Origin of the sequence: Spirosoma sp. KNUC1025 (assembly GCF_045160025.1) — a bacterium.
In the GTDB taxonomy this organism is placed as follows: domain Bacteria; phylum Bacteroidota; class Bacteroidia; order Cytophagales; family Spirosomataceae; genus Spirosoma.
The window spans coordinates 878749-895360 of sequence record NZ_CP087139.1; the positions used below are offsets into that span (position 1 = coordinate 878749).

14 protein-coding genes are annotated in these 16612 nt (G+C 47.1%); 12 read left to right on the forward strand and 2 right to left on the reverse strand.

Annotated elements, in window-relative coordinates:
• Positions 1-166 precede the first annotated feature (166 nt).
• The 5 genes from recF (at position 167) to LN737_RS03840 (ending at position 8175) form a co-directional block, all read left to right on the forward strand.
• Positions 167-1282 carry a DNA replication/repair protein RecF gene (recF, locus tag LN737_RS03820; RefSeq protein WP_405516363.1) on the forward strand — a complete coding sequence of 372 codons (1116 nt, stop codon included), beginning with the start codon at positions 167-169 and terminating at the stop codon, positions 1280-1282.
• A 169-nt stretch (positions 1283-1451) separates the two neighbouring features.
• Positions 1452-2066 (forward strand): TetR/AcrR family transcriptional regulator, encoded by a 615-nt coding sequence (locus LN737_RS03825; RefSeq protein WP_405516365.1) that lies wholly within the window; start codon positions 1452-1454, stop codon positions 2064-2066.
• Positions 2053-3429: a TolC family protein gene (locus LN737_RS03830; RefSeq protein WP_405516367.1), complete on the forward strand. Its 1377-nt coding sequence runs from the start codon at positions 2053-2055 to the stop codon at positions 3427-3429. Before LN737_RS03825 ends, LN737_RS03830 begins: the two co-directional genes overlap by 14 nt.
• A 92-nt stretch (positions 3430-3521) precedes the next feature.
• The gene (locus LN737_RS03835; protein ID WP_405516369.1) at positions 3522-4649 is read left to right on the forward strand and encodes an efflux RND transporter periplasmic adaptor subunit; all 1128 of its coding nucleotides are present in this window, start codon (positions 3522-3524) and stop codon (positions 4647-4649) included.
• A gap of 91 nt (positions 4650-4740) precedes the next feature.
• Positions 4741-8175 (forward strand): efflux RND transporter permease subunit, encoded by a 3435-nt coding sequence (locus LN737_RS03840; RefSeq protein WP_405516371.1) that lies wholly within the window; start codon positions 4741-4743, stop codon positions 8173-8175.
• An 80-nt stretch (positions 8176-8255) separates the two neighbouring features.
• Here LN737_RS03840 and LN737_RS03845 read toward each other — a convergent pair whose 3' ends face one another.
• Positions 8256-9044, reverse strand: coding sequence for a carbohydrate-binding family 9-like protein (locus LN737_RS03845; RefSeq protein ID WP_405516372.1), 789 nt, complete (start codon positions 9042-9044; stop codon positions 8256-8258).
• A gap of 116 nt (positions 9045-9160) precedes the next feature.
• On the opposite strand from LN737_RS03845, the gene LN737_RS03850 reads away from it, so the two are divergent.
• From LN737_RS03850 to LN737_RS03870, 5 genes are all read left to right on the forward strand, one after another.
• On the forward strand, positions 9161-10495 hold the full coding sequence (locus LN737_RS03850; protein WP_405516374.1) for a hypothetical protein: 1335 nt from the start codon (positions 9161-9163) through the stop codon (positions 10493-10495).
• 5 nt (positions 10496-10500) lie between these two features.
• The gene (locus LN737_RS03855) at positions 10501-11799 is read left to right on the forward strand and encodes a metallophosphoesterase (RefSeq protein WP_405516376.1); all 1299 of its coding nucleotides are present in this window, start codon (positions 10501-10503) and stop codon (positions 11797-11799) included.
• A 147-nt stretch (positions 11800-11946) separates the two neighbouring features.
• Positions 11947-12807 (forward strand): dienelactone hydrolase family protein, encoded by an 861-nt coding sequence (locus LN737_RS03860; RefSeq protein ID WP_405516377.1) that lies wholly within the window; start codon positions 11947-11949, stop codon positions 12805-12807.
• A 144-nt stretch (positions 12808-12951) separates the two neighbouring features.
• Positions 12952-13398, forward strand: coding sequence for a hypothetical protein (locus tag LN737_RS03865; protein ID WP_405516379.1), 447 nt, complete (start codon positions 12952-12954; stop codon positions 13396-13398).
• Between the two features lie 79 nt (positions 13399-13477).
• Positions 13478-13768 carry a hypothetical protein gene (locus tag LN737_RS03870; protein ID WP_405516381.1) on the forward strand — a complete coding sequence of 97 codons (291 nt, stop codon included), beginning with the start codon at positions 13478-13480 and terminating at the stop codon, positions 13766-13768.
• A gap of 62 nt (positions 13769-13830) precedes the next feature.
• On the opposite strand, the gene LN737_RS03875 is transcribed toward LN737_RS03870, so the two are convergent.
• A complete protein-coding gene (locus LN737_RS03875) occupies positions 13831-14253 on the reverse strand; it encodes a gamma-glutamylcyclotransferase (protein WP_405516383.1) in 423 nt (140 codons plus the stop codon).
• 80 nt (positions 14254-14333) lie between these two features.
• Here LN737_RS03875 and LN737_RS03880 point away from each other — a divergent pair, with 80 nt between their 5' ends.
• Both LN737_RS03880 and typA read left to right on the forward strand, forming a co-directional pair.
• Complete coding sequence (locus LN737_RS03880) at positions 14334-14540, forward strand: hypothetical protein (RefSeq protein ID WP_405516385.1); 207 nt, start codon at positions 14334-14336, stop codon at positions 14538-14540.
• A 227-nt stretch (positions 14541-14767) separates the two neighbouring features.
• The gene (typA, locus tag LN737_RS03885) at positions 14768-16582 is read left to right on the forward strand and encodes a translational GTPase TypA (RefSeq protein ID WP_405516386.1); all 1815 of its coding nucleotides are present in this window, start codon (positions 14768-14770) and stop codon (positions 16580-16582) included.
• Positions 16583-16612: the final 30 nt, after the last annotated feature.

The following is a 16612-nucleotide window of genomic DNA, read 5'->3' on the forward strand; positions in this document are numbered from 1 at the left end:
GAAAAATGAAGTTCGATAAAATCAGCAATCGCTCGTACTGCCGTAAAACATATTAACCTAACAAACCGACCGTATCTTTGTTGCCAATACCAACACGTTGGACTTTTCAGTAAAAAACTGAAGGACTGCCGCGAAATTACGCATTATAGCGTTACCCGCTACATCTATGTACCTCGAAAAACTGAGCCTAACCAATTTTAAGAATTATGAAGATGGCCGGTATGTATTTGGACGGCAGGTAAACGTAATTGTTGGGCCGAACGGTAGCGGTAAAACCAATTTGTTAGATGCCATCTATTTTTTGGCGCTTAGCAAAAGTGCTTTCCAGAATCAGGATGCCCTGAGTATTCTGCACGACGCGGATTATTTTATCATCGATGGTATTTTTGAAGAAGGGGAATCCGAGACTCATCCCGGTCGGGTTCAGATCACGATTAGCTTGCAGCGTGGTCAGCGTAAGGTATTGATGGCCGACAAAAAACCGTACGAACGTATCAGCGACCATATCGGTCGGTTTCCGGTGGTGCTGATCGCTCCGAATGATACCGACCTCGTTCGTGAGCACAGTGAAGATCGGCGGCATTTTTTCGATGGCGTGTTGTCGCAGATGGACCCGAATTACCTGCGCGATTATCTGATGTATCAGCAGGTTCTGAAACAACGTAACAGTTTGCTGAAGTTGTTTGCCGACCGAAACCAGGTCGACAACGATATGCTCGACACCTACGATGAGCCACTGCTTGATCTGGGCCAGAAAATTCATGACCGCCGGAAGTTGTTTGTCGAGGAGTTTTTACCCGGTTTCCGGGCGCACTACGGGTACCTGAGCGACGGACGCGAAGAGGTAAACATCGTATACGAATCGGAAGTAAGCGACCCAAATTTTGCTGATGAGTTCCGTCACTTCCGTCGGCGCGATACCGTATTGCAGCGCACAACTATGGGCGTTCATAAAGATGATTACTCGTTTCTGATCGACAACGGCCTCAGTCAGTCGGTACCGCTGAAAAAGTTTGGCTCCCAAGGCCAGCAGAAAACCTTTGTCATTGCCCTGAAACTAGCCCAATTCAACTCACTCGAAGTAGAGAAAGGTGTCAAGCCCATTCTGCTTCTCGACGACATCTTCGATAAGCTGGATGATCGACGTATTGGCAAGCTGATCCAGCGTATGGACGAAGGCGCCTTTGGGCAGTTATTCATTACCGACGCTCGCCCGGAACGTACCCGAGAACTGCTCAATACTGTAAAGGCCGACGTCCGATTTTTCCAGATCGGCGATTAATTACTGAATTCTTACCTCGGTTCATCTCCAATTCTCTACTGGTTCGTCGGGATTTTCGGGCGCTTCACGCGGCTTTTAAGGCCGTTCATCATTTAATTAAAAATATCCCGGAAACTCAGAACTATATTTGAGTTTCCGAAGTTCATCCTGTAAAAGTTCTATTTTTTTAATGAAAGAAAGGATCTTGGCAGAGGCTGAACGGTTGTTCTGGAGATATGGGGTTCGCTCCGTAACGATGGAAGACATTGCAAAACAGTTAGGAATTTCGAAGAAGACAATCTACCAGCATTTCAGTGATAAAGAACAGATTTTGTCGCAGGTAATCGAAGACAAAATGGTTAGAAATCAGTCGGAAATGACGTGTATGGCGATAGAGGCTGACAATCCGATAGAGGAAATCATGCACGTACTGTCGATGATTCAGAAGCATGCAGATCAGGTCAGTCCTAATCTGATGATTGATATGAAACGGCATTATCCGCAGGCATTCACACTTTTCAGAAAATATAAAGAAGGTGAAATTATGCGATCTATTCTTGAAAATATCCAAAAAGGTATTGATCAAGGTCTATATCGATCGGATATAAACCCAGCCATTTTAGCCCGTCTTCGGGTCGAACAAATTGAGCTAGCATTTAATAATGACCTATTTCCGACAGACCGGTTTACGATGCCTGAAATTCAGTATGAATTGATGCATCACTTTGTTCGGGGAATGCTAACGGAAAAAGGATTCACCATTTACAATCAGTATGTTAATCAGTACAACCATGAAATTCAGTAGGATCAACATGATGGTAGCAATCTGGCTGCTCGCGCTCGTGAGTACAGGACAGCTACTGGCTCAGAATCGACAGGATTTTTCGCTCAATGAAGCCATCAAATTCGCTGTCGAAAATAACATCAATGTTAAGAATACAGCCCTGGATGCCCTAAGCTCTGAGGCTCGTATTCGTGAAGTACGGGGTGTAGCACTACCACAGGTAAGTGTTTCGGGTCAGGTAATGGACAACCTGATTATTCAGCGGGTGTTCTTGCCTGCTGTGTTTTTCGATCAAAATGCGTCACCGGATGCACCGGCCGTACCGGTTCAGTTTGGGGTAAATTATTCGGGAAGTCTGACAGGGGCTCTGAACCAGCTTTTGTTCGATGCATCGTACCGCTTAGGATTACGGGCTGCGGAAACGTACCGCCAACTGTCGCAGAAAAACATCACGGCCTCTAAAATTACGGTAGCAGAACAGGTGGCAAAAGCTTACTACGGAGTGCTGGTCAACGAACAGCAAATCAAACTGCTGGACCTGAATATTGCCCGGGTAGATACGTTGTTGCGTAACACTGAAGCGCTAAACAAGCAGGGATTCGTTGAAAAGATTGATGTCAGCCGGCTTGAGGTTCAACTGAACAACCTGAAAGCAGAGCGCCAGAACGTAAAGAATCTGGTCGACCTGAGTTATTACCTGCTCAAGTTTCAGATGGGACTTGGTATCAACGACAACATTACGTTGACGGAACAGATTCAGGATATCGATCTTGATGCTGTCGAACGTAACAATGTGCAGGCGGCCGCCGAGTTTGATTATAATCAGCGCATTGAGTTTTCGACCTTGCAGTCTCAAATTCAACTGGCCGATCTGGATGTTCAGAGTGTAGCGAAGTTGTATTATCCGCGCTTATCTGCCTTTGCCAATTATGGCTATAACACGGGCCGGAATCAGTTTAAGCACCTGTTTACAGACCCCTGGTTCAACTCGGCAATTGTTGGGATTAACTTTTCATTACCCATTTTCGATGGCTTCCAGAAGAAATATCAGGCGCAGCAGAAACGGTTTACGTTACAGAAAGCACAGAACAACGCTCAACTGCTGAAGAATTCAATTGATCTGCAAATTCGTCAGTCGACCATCACGCTTGGCAACAGCCTGCAAACACTGCGGACGCAGAAACGTAACGTTGAACTGGCTCAGGAAGTAGCACGTGTGGCGAAAATCAAATACCAGGAGGGCGTTGGGTCAAACATTGAAGTGCTGGATGCTGAAAACTCCTATCGGCAGGCCCAGACGAACTACTTCGCATCGCTCTACAACTTCCTGCAATCCAAAGTAGATGCAGATAAAGCCAACGGAAAACTGTATTCAGGACAGTAATTTTAAATGACTATCAAAAAGTGAATGATGAAAGAATAAGTGATTGACTAACAATGCTTTATTTCTTGAATTGCTCATTACCAAAAAAGATTATGAAATCATATTACGCCATTGCACTTGTCAGCTTATTAGCGGCTTGCTCGCAGGAGAAAAAATCAGATCTGCAGAGCAAACGGGATGAACTCACAGAGTTGAAATCTCAACAGACTGAACTGAATTCGAAAATCAAAACGCTGGAGGGTGAGTTAGCCAAACTCGACCCCAAAAAGGCTGAAGAAGGCCGTGTGAAAGAAGTGACGGTTGCTCCATTAGCATCCAGTACGTTTAAGCACTTCGTGGAATTGCAGGGGACTATTGATGCCAAAAATAACGTACAGGTATCCCCCAAATCGGGTGGTGTTGTTACGGCAGTTTACGTAAAAGAAGGGGATCAGGTACGGGCTGGACAGGCTATTGCGAAGGTCGACGATCAACTGCTGCGTGAATCGATGGCGGAGGTAAAAACACAGCTATCGTTGGCGAACACGGTTTATGAGAAGCAAGCTGCTTTGTGGAAACAGCAAATCGGAACAGAAATCCAGTATTTGCAGGCCAAGAACAACAAAGAGTCGCTCGAACGCCGGTTGTCGACGCTAAATGCCCAATTGGGCCAATCGACCGTAACAACCCCCATTTCGGGCGTCGTTGATCAGGTCAGCGTTAAAATTGGTCAGTCGGCCATGCCGGGCGTCGGATTGGTTCGGGTCGTAAACCTGTCGCAGCTGAAAGTTGTAGCGAAAGTGTCGGATACGTATTCAGGTAGCGTACGCAAGGGGGATGCCGTAACGGTTGAGTTTCCTGACATTAACCGGCAACTTAATTCGCGCATTTCGTTTGTGGCAACGATGGTAGACCCTTCTACGCGGACGTTTACAATCGAGGCTCCACTCCCATCAGACAATGCCCTGAAACCAAACATGCTGGCTCGTGTTAAAATTAACGACCAGACACAGGCAAAGGCAATCGTGATCAACGAAAACCTTATTCAGGATACCGAGAATGGAAAGCTGGTTTATGTGGCTGTAAATGAAGGTGGTAAAAAAGTAGCGAAAGCGAAGCCTATCAAAACGGGCCAGTCGTACGGTGGTAAAATAGAGATTACGCAAGGGTTACAGGCGGGCGACCAAATCGTTACGGCTGGTTATCAGGATTTAGTTGACGGACAACCTATAAGCTTTTAGCTGTCAGTCGTCAGTAAATAGATGTTAGCTCTCTGCCAAACGCTAACAACTACCTATTGACGGCTAACGCTGATGACTAACGACCATTTTTATGAAATTTGAACAGTATAAAACCCTCGGATTCACCAACTGGTGCGTTGAAAACCGAACGGCGATTTACATCTTCACCTTCCTGATTACTCTCGGTGGGCTGTTCGTTTACAATAACCTGCCGAAAGAGCAGTTTCCTGACATCAAGATTCCACAGGTATACATCAATACCGTGTATGTAGGAACCGCTCCGGCCGATATTGAAAACACCATCAACAAGCAAATTGAAAAACAGCTGAAGTCTGTTTCGGGTGTTAAGCGTATTAAGTCGAATGCCTTGCAGGACGTATCAGTTATTCTGGTTGAGTTCAACCCCGACGTAGAGTCGGCTGAAGCGCTGCAACGTGTTCGGGATGCTATCGATAAAGCGAAGCCCGATCTGCCACAAAAGCTGGATTCAGGCCCAACGGCGCAGGATGTTGATATTTCGGAAATGCCGATCATGAACATCAACATGGCGGGCAATTTCTCGCTGAAGCAACTGAAAGAATACGCTGAGGATTTACAGGACGTAATTGAGGGTATGCCCGAAATTCGGCGTGTAGATATTATCGGTGCCCTCGAACGCGAAATTCAGATTAACGTCGATCTGTCTCGTATGCAGTCGGCTGGTCTGGCTTTTAGCGATATTCAGCAGGCCATTCAGGGCGAAAATATCAACGTATCGGGTGGTGATCTAAACGTTGACGGTGTTCGCCGGACGGTACGTGTGAAAGGCGAGTTTACGGACGTTACGCAACTTCAGAACCTGCAAATCCGCACGGCTACCGGTGCTACAGTTCGCCTTGGCGACATTGCCGAAGTACGCGACAACTTCGAGGAGCAACAGAACTTTGCCCGCTTAGACAACAAATCCGTTGTAACGCTGAACGTAATCAAACGGGCCGGTGCCAACCTTATTTCGGCCGCCGACCGTATTGAAAAAACCATTGATGAATACAAGGAAACGCATTTCCCGGCTGGTCTGGATGTAAAAATCACGGCCGATCAGTCGGAACGTACCCGCGAAAGTGTGAATGACCTGATCAACACGGTTGTATTGGGCTTCATCTTCGTTGTGCTGATTCTGATGTTCTTTATGGGCGTTCGGGATGCCATTTTCGTGGGTCTGTCTGTACCCCTATCAGCGCTCGTAGCGTTTGTGCTGATGCCGGTTCTGGGACCAATGGTCGGCACCGCCTTTACGCTGAATATGATGGTGTTGTTTGCGTTCCTGCTCGGTTTAGGACTTGTGGTCGATGACGCCATTGTGGTAATTGAAAACTCGCACCGGCTCTTTAATCAGCACAGAGACTGGAATATACGGCAGGCTGTGAAGGCTGCTGCTGGTGAGGTATTCGTTCCGGTGTTATCCGGTACGTTGACCACAATTGCGCCCTTCTTCCCGCTTCTGTTCTGGCCTGGTATTGTGGGTGAGTTTATGAAATTCCTGCCGCTCACGCTTATTCTGACGTTGTTTTCGTCGCTGTTTGTGGCTTACGTCATCAACCCTGTTTTTGCGGTTACGTTTATGAAAAGGCATGAGGACGATAACCATGAGGATCGTCAGACCTTTCAGGAAATCAAGCGTCCGCTGATGATTATGACGGTTTTGGCAGGGGTTGGCTATGTAATAGATCGAGGTATTGGTAATCTGTTTGTGCTGTTCATTATCCTGTACGTATTTAACCACTACGTACTGACACCAAAACTGATTGTACCGTTTCAGGACAAATGGCTGCCTGCCCTTAAAAATGGCTATCGGAAACTGATTTCCTGGGTATTGACAGGCTGGCGTCCAGTGCTTTCGATTGTAGGCGCTTTCGGCTTGCTTATCGTAACGTTCATCATCGTTGGTATTGCCAAACCGAAAGTTCTGTTTTTCCCGAGTGGTGAGCCCGATTACATTTATGTGTATAACGTAATGCCGGTGGGTACCGATGCCCGCGTGACCGACTCGGTGACGAAGGTGATTGAGAAGCGGGTGTTTAAAATACTGGATGAAAACAAAGCAACCGACATCGTTAACTCGGTGATTTCGAACGTTGGTAAAAACGCTGGAGATGCTCAAAACCCTGACCGGTCGGCTACACCGCAGAAATCGAAGGTTACGATTGCGTTTAAACCGAACGAAGAGCGACATGGTATTTCGACAGATTCGTTGCTGGCTAAAGTCCGGATAGCGATGCGCGGCCTGCCTGGAAGCGAAATTTCGGTCGAGCGGGAGTCAAACGGCCCCCCAACGGGTAAGCCAATCGCTGTAGAAATTGCGGGTGAAGAATTCGATCAACTAAAGAAACTGGAAAAGCAGGTTCAGCAGAAAATCGCTCAGGCGGGTATTCAGGGTATCGATCAGCTGAAGTCTGACCTGATTACCAACAAACCCGAAATTGTGGTCGACATTGATCGGGAGAAAGCTGAGCGCGAAGGAATTTCGTCGGGTCAGATAGCTCTGGCGATTCGAACTGCATTGTTCGGTCTGGAAGTGTCGAAATTCCGTGATGCCAAAGATGAGTATCCGATAATGGTTCGTCTGAAATCGGATGACCGCAGTCAGATAGACCGGCTTCTGAGCTTAAATATTGTTTACCGCGACATGGTGATGGGCGGGCAATTACGTCAGGTACCCATTACGTCGGTTGCCAATATCAGCTATTCAACAACGTTTAGTCAGATCAACCGGAAGAATCAGGAACGTATCGTAACACTTAGTTCTGACGTAGTGCCAGGCTACAATGCCAACCAGATTGTTGCTCAGATTCAGGAAGTTATCAAAGATATCGATGTTCCTAACGGGTATACGGTTAAAATGGGTGGTGAGCAGGAAGATCAGCAGGAGTCGATGAACTTTTTGGGTGCTGCTTTCGGGATTGCGCTGTTGCTGATTTACCTGATTATGGCAACCCAGTTCAACTCGGTAGTGAAGCCGCTGATTATTTTCGTAACGATCCTGTTCTCACTGATTGGCGTACTGCTCGGTTTCGTCATTTTCAACAAAGAATTCTCGATCATCATGTCGGGTGTGGGTATCATTGCTCTGGCCGGGATTGTGGTGAAAAACGGGATTCTGCTCATTGAGTTTATCGAGGAGTTACGTGGTCGAGGTGTGCCGCTGCGCGAAGCCATCATCGAAGCGGGTGGCATTCGTCTGACGCCCGTACTATTAACTGCTTCTGCGGCTGTGCTTGGTCTGATTCCGCTGGCGTTTGGCATCACGGTTGATTTCGTCGGTCTTTTCCGCGATTTTGATCCGCACGTTATTATCGGCGGAGATAGTTCTGTATTCTGGAACATCCTGGCCTGGACAATCATTTTCGGGCTGACATTCTCCACGATATTAACCCTGGTGATTGTGCCTTGTATGTACTGGGTCAATGAGCGCATTCGGATGAAGTGGTTTGGCAAAAAAGACCCTGCACTGGAGCCTCAGGAAGAGCCGGAAGAAGAACTGGTTTAACCGTCATCTATAAGAAACAACAAATGCCGACGGCTCAGAAGCCATCGGCATTTGTTGTTTCTGGAACGTAGTAGTCGTTTTTAAAACACAATACGGCTCCAACTGTCGGGCTGGTGGGTGTCGTACTGGCCGTGAGGAGTCATCACCATTGCCGGGTGTGGCTGGACCTCCGCCCCGGAAACCATCAGTTTCTGAAAACGGCCCAGAAACATTCGCCATTCATCACCGGGTTGGGGAGGCAAATTTCGGCCATTGGCCAACCAGGTCAGACTTTTCCAGGGAATGGCAATTTCCAGGCTCCAGCCAGTATCAATATCGCTATTGTCATTTAACGTACCGGCGACCCGTACTGCTGTTTGCAGGTCGGGCATATCGTAGTTCAGAAAAGCCCAACGGAGGCCTCGTGGATGCTTGCCGTACCAGAAGGAAGCGCCGGTACGGTCATAGTCTCCGCCAAAAGTCATTGCCTGAGGCTGATAAACATCGAACAGAGGTACGTCGAATCGGCTGCCTCGCAGGTAAGCATCTTTCCAGATGAAAAACACCTCGTAAATTGTGTTTCGGGCGTTCACTTCCAATTCGTAATAGCAATCGCCCCCATCAATAAATAATTCAAGATCATTTTCCAGGAAGATGATCGAGTCTCGTTCTGTCTGATGAGCTTCTACAAAGGGTTCTTCAGCTTGAAACGCTACGTACAAATGCGTGTCATTCCAGAGTATTGCAGCCTTGGTATCGAACAAGCCGGGAGCACCCGTCACCATATCTACGAACCGAGGGCTCCAGATTGCATTTTGCCAAACGGATTTCGTTAGATCGCCGTCTATGACTATCGAGTCCGTAATTTTCTGGGCGGTGTATGATTGCATCCTGGCTTAGATTTTAAATGTCGTTTGATTGAATTGATACGCTGAAAGAATCGCAACCATAGCTTTTATTTGTCCTATAAAGTAAAGTTGAAATAGCCATAACTTTAACGGCTATTATGAAAACAATACGTCCCACCCTAACATTAGTTGCACTCGGTAGCCTAACCATACTGGGGTTGTTTAGCTGTTCGACTAAAAAAAATACAGACCAATCTGGAACCAGTACGCCCAGCTACAAACTTATTCCCGCTAAAAAGGTACTGTTCAACTCATTTGTCGACTGTAACATGGCCGAAGTTTGGGTAGGAGATACGTTCCGAATTTTTCCGGGTAAGTACGGCGAAGACCCGCTCTGGGGTAATGCCCATGATCTCAAATATGCTAGCGGCCAACACGCGGAAGAGGTCTTTGCCCGCAAATCGGGCGAGTTTACGGAGCCGACTATGCCTAAAAACGTACCGGTTGGCAAGCCCGGGCTTCATGGAGCTGTGTGGTTCGAGACGGTGTATCAGGATACCACCGACAAGTCGGGCAAAACGCTATTCGCGGTTTATCACAACGAAAACTACCCCGCTACCCTACCTTACAATCCCAAAACCGGAGAAGGTTATGTAAATAAAAACTGGCCACAGGGCATCACGGGTCCCACGTCGCCAGCGGCAGTGTGTCGGATTGGTATTATGAAATCGACCAATGGAGGTAAAGCCTGGGAAAACAAAGGGATTTTTATTGAGGATTTACAGGCGCACATGATTTTAAAACCGCACAACACCTCTAAAACTTTTGCTGGTGGCGTAGGCGATCCATCAGCTGTGGCTAGTGGTGATTATCTGTATCTGTTTTATGGCGAATACGGGTATCCGGGTCAGTACGCTGACGGCAGCTACGATCCCAAAAAGGAATGGAGCGGGCAATGCATCAGCGTGGCCAGAATTCGACTAAGTGATCTCGACAACCCGGTTGGAAAAGCCAAGCGGTGGGACGGCAAAGGATTCAATGCCCCGTACAATGGTGTCGGCGCACCCATCAACTCCTTACAGATTCCACAGACTGAAGATGGCGGCCCAGCATCGTCGCCATCCGGAGGTTTTTATTGGGGACCGTCAGTCAGTTGGAACACCTATCTTCATTGCTGGGTTATGCTCATGGGCAAAGCCGTAGGTCCATCGTGGGCAGGCAGCAGTATTTACATTTCGTTTAACAAAAGTCAGGATTTGGGTCAGGCACTTCAGTCGCAGGAATGGTCGAAACCACAACTGCTACTGGATAAGCCCGGTTATTTTCTCTGGTACCCTGCGCTTCAGCCGATGAATACGCCGGAAGATATTGCCAACAGAAATACCTGCCTTCGTTTAGGCCAGCGGGCGCGGCTGTTTGTCAAGAATATAAAGCCCGAAAAGAGTGAATATTTGTCAGAATACATCCTCGACTTTAGAAAGGGTAATCCCTAAAATTCATGAACCGAACTGTCTTATTTTTCATTCTCCCCGGAATCCTGCTCCTGATAGACTGGTACGTTTTCCAGGCTATCAAAACCGTTAGTCGAACCGCTACCGAAAGTACCCAGCGAACAATTGCCATGATTTATTGGGGATTTACGGCGTTGTCGCTGCTCCTGTTTGTACTTATGCAGTTTCTGCCGCCCGATTCGATCAGCCGGCAGGTACGTACATTTCTTTGGGCGGGCATAGCCATTCCGTATTTCTCGAAAATTTTTGCTGTGCTGATCATCTTCATCGATGATCTGGGACGACTTTTTCGCTGGATTGTATCGCTGTTTTACAAACCCGAAGTTCGGGAAGCTGTTGTGGATTCAGCCCAAAAAACGATACCGGACAACGTAAACGGAATTCCAAAAGATGCCATCTCCCGCTCTGATTTCCTGATGAAAACGGCTCTGGTTGTCGGGACTATACCGCTGGTTGGCTTTACCTGGGGCATCCTGTCCGGGGCGCATGACTACCGCATCCGGCGCATAAAACTTCCGCTAAAAAACCTGCCTTCGGGTTTCCATGGTATGACCATTGCGCAGATTTCAGACATTCATTCAGGTAGTTTTTTTAATAAAACAGCTGTGAAAGGTGGTGTTGAAATGCTGCTGGGCCAAAAACCGGATCTGGTCTTCTTCACGGGTGATCTGGTGAATAGCCACGCTGAAGAAGTTAATAGCTATATCGATGTGTTCGACAAGGTAAAGGCACCGCTTGGCGTGTATTCAACGCTTGGAAACCATGACTATGGCAAATACGTACAATGGCCAAGTGCGCAGGCAGAACGGCAGAACGTACTGAACGTAGTGGCGGCCCATAAGCAGATGGGCTGGAATATCATGATGGATGAAAACAAGATTCTGGAACAAAACGGCGATAAAATCGCGCTGATAGGCGTACAGAATCTCGGGTTCGGTCCAGCAGCGTTGCGGGCGGGCAATCTGGCAAAAGCCTATAAAGGCACAGAAGAATACCCCGTCAAACTCCTGCTTTCACACGATCCTACGCATTGGGATGCCGAAGTACGTCCAAAGTACAGTGATATTGATGTCCAGTTTAGCGGTCACACACACGGTGCGCAGTTTGGCGTTGATCTTGGCGATGTAAAGTGGAGTCCGGCGCAATATTTCTACCGGCAATGGGCGGGTTTATACCAGGAGGGAGATCAACGGCTCTATGTCAACCGGGGCTACGGCTACATTGGTTATCCGGGTCGGGTAGGTATCCTGCCTGAGATTACGATTTTTGAACTCGTAAAGGCGTAACCCATTAATTAAAAATTAATTAGGACACTACCTGTTGAGTTTATGGAATGGGTAAATTGTGTGCAGATTGCAGACAGTTTGCCCATTTTGTGTTTAACTAATTGCTTTATCACTCAGTTACCTTAATCAACTAACCATCAAACACACATGAAAATCGTTTTCATCACTGGCCTGTCTTTCTTTATGTCGCTCCTGTCTTACCTGAAGTCAGCTCAGCAGCCCGAAGAAACAAAAATTCCACTTTGCCATACCCCTGCCAACGATATGGCCATGATGGCTGCCGACCCGGCTTTTCAGCGCCTGCACGAAGCACCCCTGCCCTTTACGTATGCTGGCGCAGGTGAAATGATCAAGTTCTCAACCCCCGATGGCCAGTCGGCAAACGGGTTCCTGCTGAAAGCCAAAAAACCTTCCAATAAATGGCTACTGGTTTATCAGGAGTGGTGGGGTTTGAACGACAACATCAAACAGCAGGCTGAAACGTTTTATAATGACCTTTCCGACGTAAATGTGCTGGCTATTGATATGTATGATGGCAAAGTAGCTACCGAACCCGCCGAAGCTGGAAAACTGATGCAGGCTGCCAATAAAGACCGGCTCAGCAGTATTCAGAAAGGAGCCATTGCCTACGCGGGTCCGCAGGCTGAATTTGCCAGTGTGGGCTGGTGCTTTGGAGGGATGCTCTCGCTCCAGTCGGCTTTGCTGGAAGGCCAGAAAGCGAAAGGATGTGTCATGTATTACGGCCGTCCCGAACAGGACGTAGAGAAGCTAAAAACGCTTAATACCGATGTATTAGGCATCTTTGGCAGCCAGGACAAAGGCATTACGCCTGAATCCGTGAAAACGTTTGAGGAAAACATGAAAAAGGCTGGTAAAAAAGTTACCGTTAAAATGTATGATGCCGGACATGGCTTTGCTAACCCGAGTAATCCGGTCTATAACAAAGAAGCCACAGCTGATGCCTACAAGCTGGCCCTTGGATATCTGAAAGAAAAGCTGAAAGCATAACCCAGTTAATATTCTTTTAAAAAGCCTGACTATCTGATGGTCAGGCTTTTTAATTAAACTTTAACAGCTATCTCCACGTTTTAATTAAACGATGTAGTTGATGAATTGTCTAATAAACAAATCGGGTGAAAACCTGCTACAGCGATGAAAACAATTGGATGGAGTGTAGTGCTAGCTGGTCTGATAATGGGTATAGCTACAGCTGGTTTTGGTCAAAATGGACCCGGATACAGCCAGCCTAATCCAAATGGTAATGGTGGTAATCCAAATTACCCGAACGGATATAATAATGGGTACGACCCTAATTATCCGAACGGGAATGGCTATAACCAACAGTACCCGAACAACGGATATAATAATGGCTATCCGCCCACTTATCCGAATAATGGATACAACAATGGCTATTATCCCTATCCTTATGGGCGTCCGTATCCCGTACAGCCTCCGGTAGTGATTGTGCCGCCACGGGTGATCATTGCTCCACCCCCACCACCTGTTTTTTACGCTCCTCCTGTTGTCGTACGTCCCTATCCTGGTTATGGTTACGGACGTCGTGGGTGGCGCGGAGGATATGGTGGCCGCCGATGGTAAAATAGATTAGTGGCTGAGTGATTATTTACTTATTCAGTCGTTTGTTAGATAGATGGTTCAACGTAATGATTTCCAGATTATGAAAACGATAAAATTAATGCCTTTGCTGATGGCCGGTTTACTAGTCGTGCTGTTGGCAAGCTGTGGCCCAGCTTATGTAAACACAGGTGTGGGCTATGGTGCTCGTCCATATTATGGATATGGTTATCCATACGGCTATGCTCGGCCTTATGGCTATTACCGTCCGCCGGTAGTGGTTCGACCACGGTACTATGCCCCATCGCCCCGCTACTACGGAGGCAGCCCACGGGCTCGTGGTGGCTATGGCGGAGGCTACAGTGGAGGTGGCCGCTCTCGTGGCCCAAGATAACTGGCTAAACGTAGCCACCGTAACGGAGTACCGACCTGCCAAGACAGGTCGGTACTTTTGTTTTATGCCCCCTGCCTCCCTAGATAACGTTCATAATCGCCGGATTCAATAAGTCGATTCGGGTCAATTGGCAACTGATATAGATAAACCCAGCAATCGAATATGGTGCCTGAGTAGCTGACCGGAATTAATGCTCTGACGTATTCGTGAGGCTGTTCGAATTGTTCGCCAATACTTTCATATTCATCCAGATACGCTAACAGTTCGTTTTTGTGTTGATGGATATTGTATAGACTGGCATAAACGGTTGTCGGGCTATCAGGCAAAAAAAGTGCACCTGGATAATTACCCAGATCGACAAGTTGCCCCGGAAAGGTAACCTCGCCAACGTATTGACTATGCTGCCGTAAATAACGCGCAAATGGATTTTCGAACGATGGGCGTAGCGTGCCGTAAACAATCAGGTAGTCGGAATCCAGAGCCATATAGATTTTGAACTAAAAATCTTTAAAGATGGTCTGACTAATAGACCTATTTTTGCGTTAAGAGAGAAACGGGGATGATAATGAAAAAGACAAAAGTTTTTCTACTGCTAGTGGCGTCTCTGATGCTGATCGACGTGCCCATAGAAACGATGGCTTCTTCAAACAAGTCCACGTCGGAAACAACTATTTTCGGCCGTAAGCGAAAAGGCTACAAACCCAAGCGGGGTGGGCTGTTCAATACGGGTCTTTTTCGTAAGAAAAACCCCTGTGGCTGCCCGAATCATTAAGCAATTGTTAAGAAATTGTACTTATATTATAGTCAGGCCCTTAAATGGGCCTTTTTTTATTTTATTAGTTGTAAAATTCTGTGTTTCAGCGTAAAATTTCGTACCTTTGCGAAAAAATTGGCCTGGATTTATGTGATTTTATTGACTGATTTTCAATTTAAATACAGCACTTCATCAGCATAAACAAGGCAATCACAATAATCACATAAATCCAGGTTTAAACTGGTATGCAATCAATTCGCAATATAGCTATTATCGCCCACGTTGACCACGGCAAAACGACCCTGGTTGACAAGATTATTCACGCGTCCAAGCTCTTTCGGGACAATCAGGAATTCGGCGAACTGATTTTGGACAACAACGACCTGGAGCGGGAGAGGGGAATTACCATCGTTTCTAAAAACGTATCCGTACGTTACAAAGACGTTAAAATCAACATTATCGATACGCCGGGCCACAGCGACTTCGGCGGTGAAGTAGAGCGCGTTCTGAAAATGGCCGATGGCGTTTGTTTGCTGGTTGATGCTTTTGAAGGAGCAATGCCGCAAACCCGCTTTGTGTTGAGTAAAGCACTACATCTGGGCTTGAAGCCGATTGTGATCGTCAATAAAGTTGATAAGGAAAACTGCCGCCCCGACGAAGTGCATGAGCAGGTATTCGACCTGATGTTCAACCTCGGCGCTACCGAAGATCAGCTGGATTTCCCGACCGTATACGGTTCGTCGAAACAGGGCTGGATGGGACCCGATTGGCAGAAACCAACGGACAACATTACCTATCTGCTCGACACAATTATCGAAACGATCCCGGCTGTTCCAGTAAATGAGGGCTTACCCCAAATGCAAATCACGTCACTCGACTATTCGGCTTTCGTAGGTCGGATTGCGATCGGGCGTGTGCATCGTGGTACGTTGAAAGAAGGCGCCAGCATGGGTTTGATAAAATCAGATGGCTCATTAAAGCGGGTGCGAATCAAAGAACTTCACACATTCGAAGGGCTTGGAAAACAGAAAGTTGCTGAGGTCCAATGCGGAGATATTTGTGCAGTGACGGGTCTCGAAGACTTTGAAATCGGCGATACGCTGACCGATTACGACAATCCGGAAGCACTGGAACGTATTGCCGTAGACGAGCCTACGATGAACATGCTATTCACGATCAATAACTCACCGTTCTTTGGTAAGGAAGGCAAGTTCGTTACGTCACGTCACCTGCGTGACCGACTGTATAAGGAGATCGAAAAGAATCTGGCACTACGTGTCGAAAATACCGATAGTGAAGACCGTTTCCTGGTGTATGGCCGGGGTATTCTGCACTTGTCCGTACTGATCGAAACCATGCGCCGGGAGGGCTACGAACTACAGGTCGGTCAGCCTCAGGTTCTGTACAAAGAAGATGAAAACGGCCATAAACTGGAGCCAATTGAAACGCTTGTTGTAGACGTACCGGAGGAAACCGCTGGAAAAGTAATTGAACTAGCTACTCAACGTAAAGGAGAGCTGTTGATTATGGAGCCTAAAGGTGATCTGCAGCATCTTGAATTCGAGATCCCATCCCGTGGATTGATCGGTCTTCGTTCGAACGTGCTGACAGCTACGTTTGGTGAGGCCGTTATGAGCCACCGATTCAAAGAATATCAGGAATTTAAAGGCACAATTCCCGAGCGGATCAATGGTTCGTTGATTTCCATGACCAGCGGTCAGGCAACGGCCTATTCGATTGATAAGCTTCAGGATCGTGGCGTATTTTTTGTTGAGCCGGGCGATGAGATTTATACGGGTCAGGTTGTTGGCGAACATAACCGTCAGAATGACATCGTTATAAACCTGCAAACGGCAAAACAATTGACCAACATGCGGGCGTCGGGTTCAGATACAAACGTGAAAATTGCTCCCAAAATCTCGTTCTCGCTGGAGGAGTGCATGGAGTATATTCAGAAAGATGAGTATCTTGAAGTAACACCGAAAGCCTTACGTATTCGTAAAATTTTCTTGGATGAGAATGAGCGGAAACGGAATGCAAGTAAATTTGCTATGGCTTAATCGCCATTTGTTTGAATAAATCCATGAAAA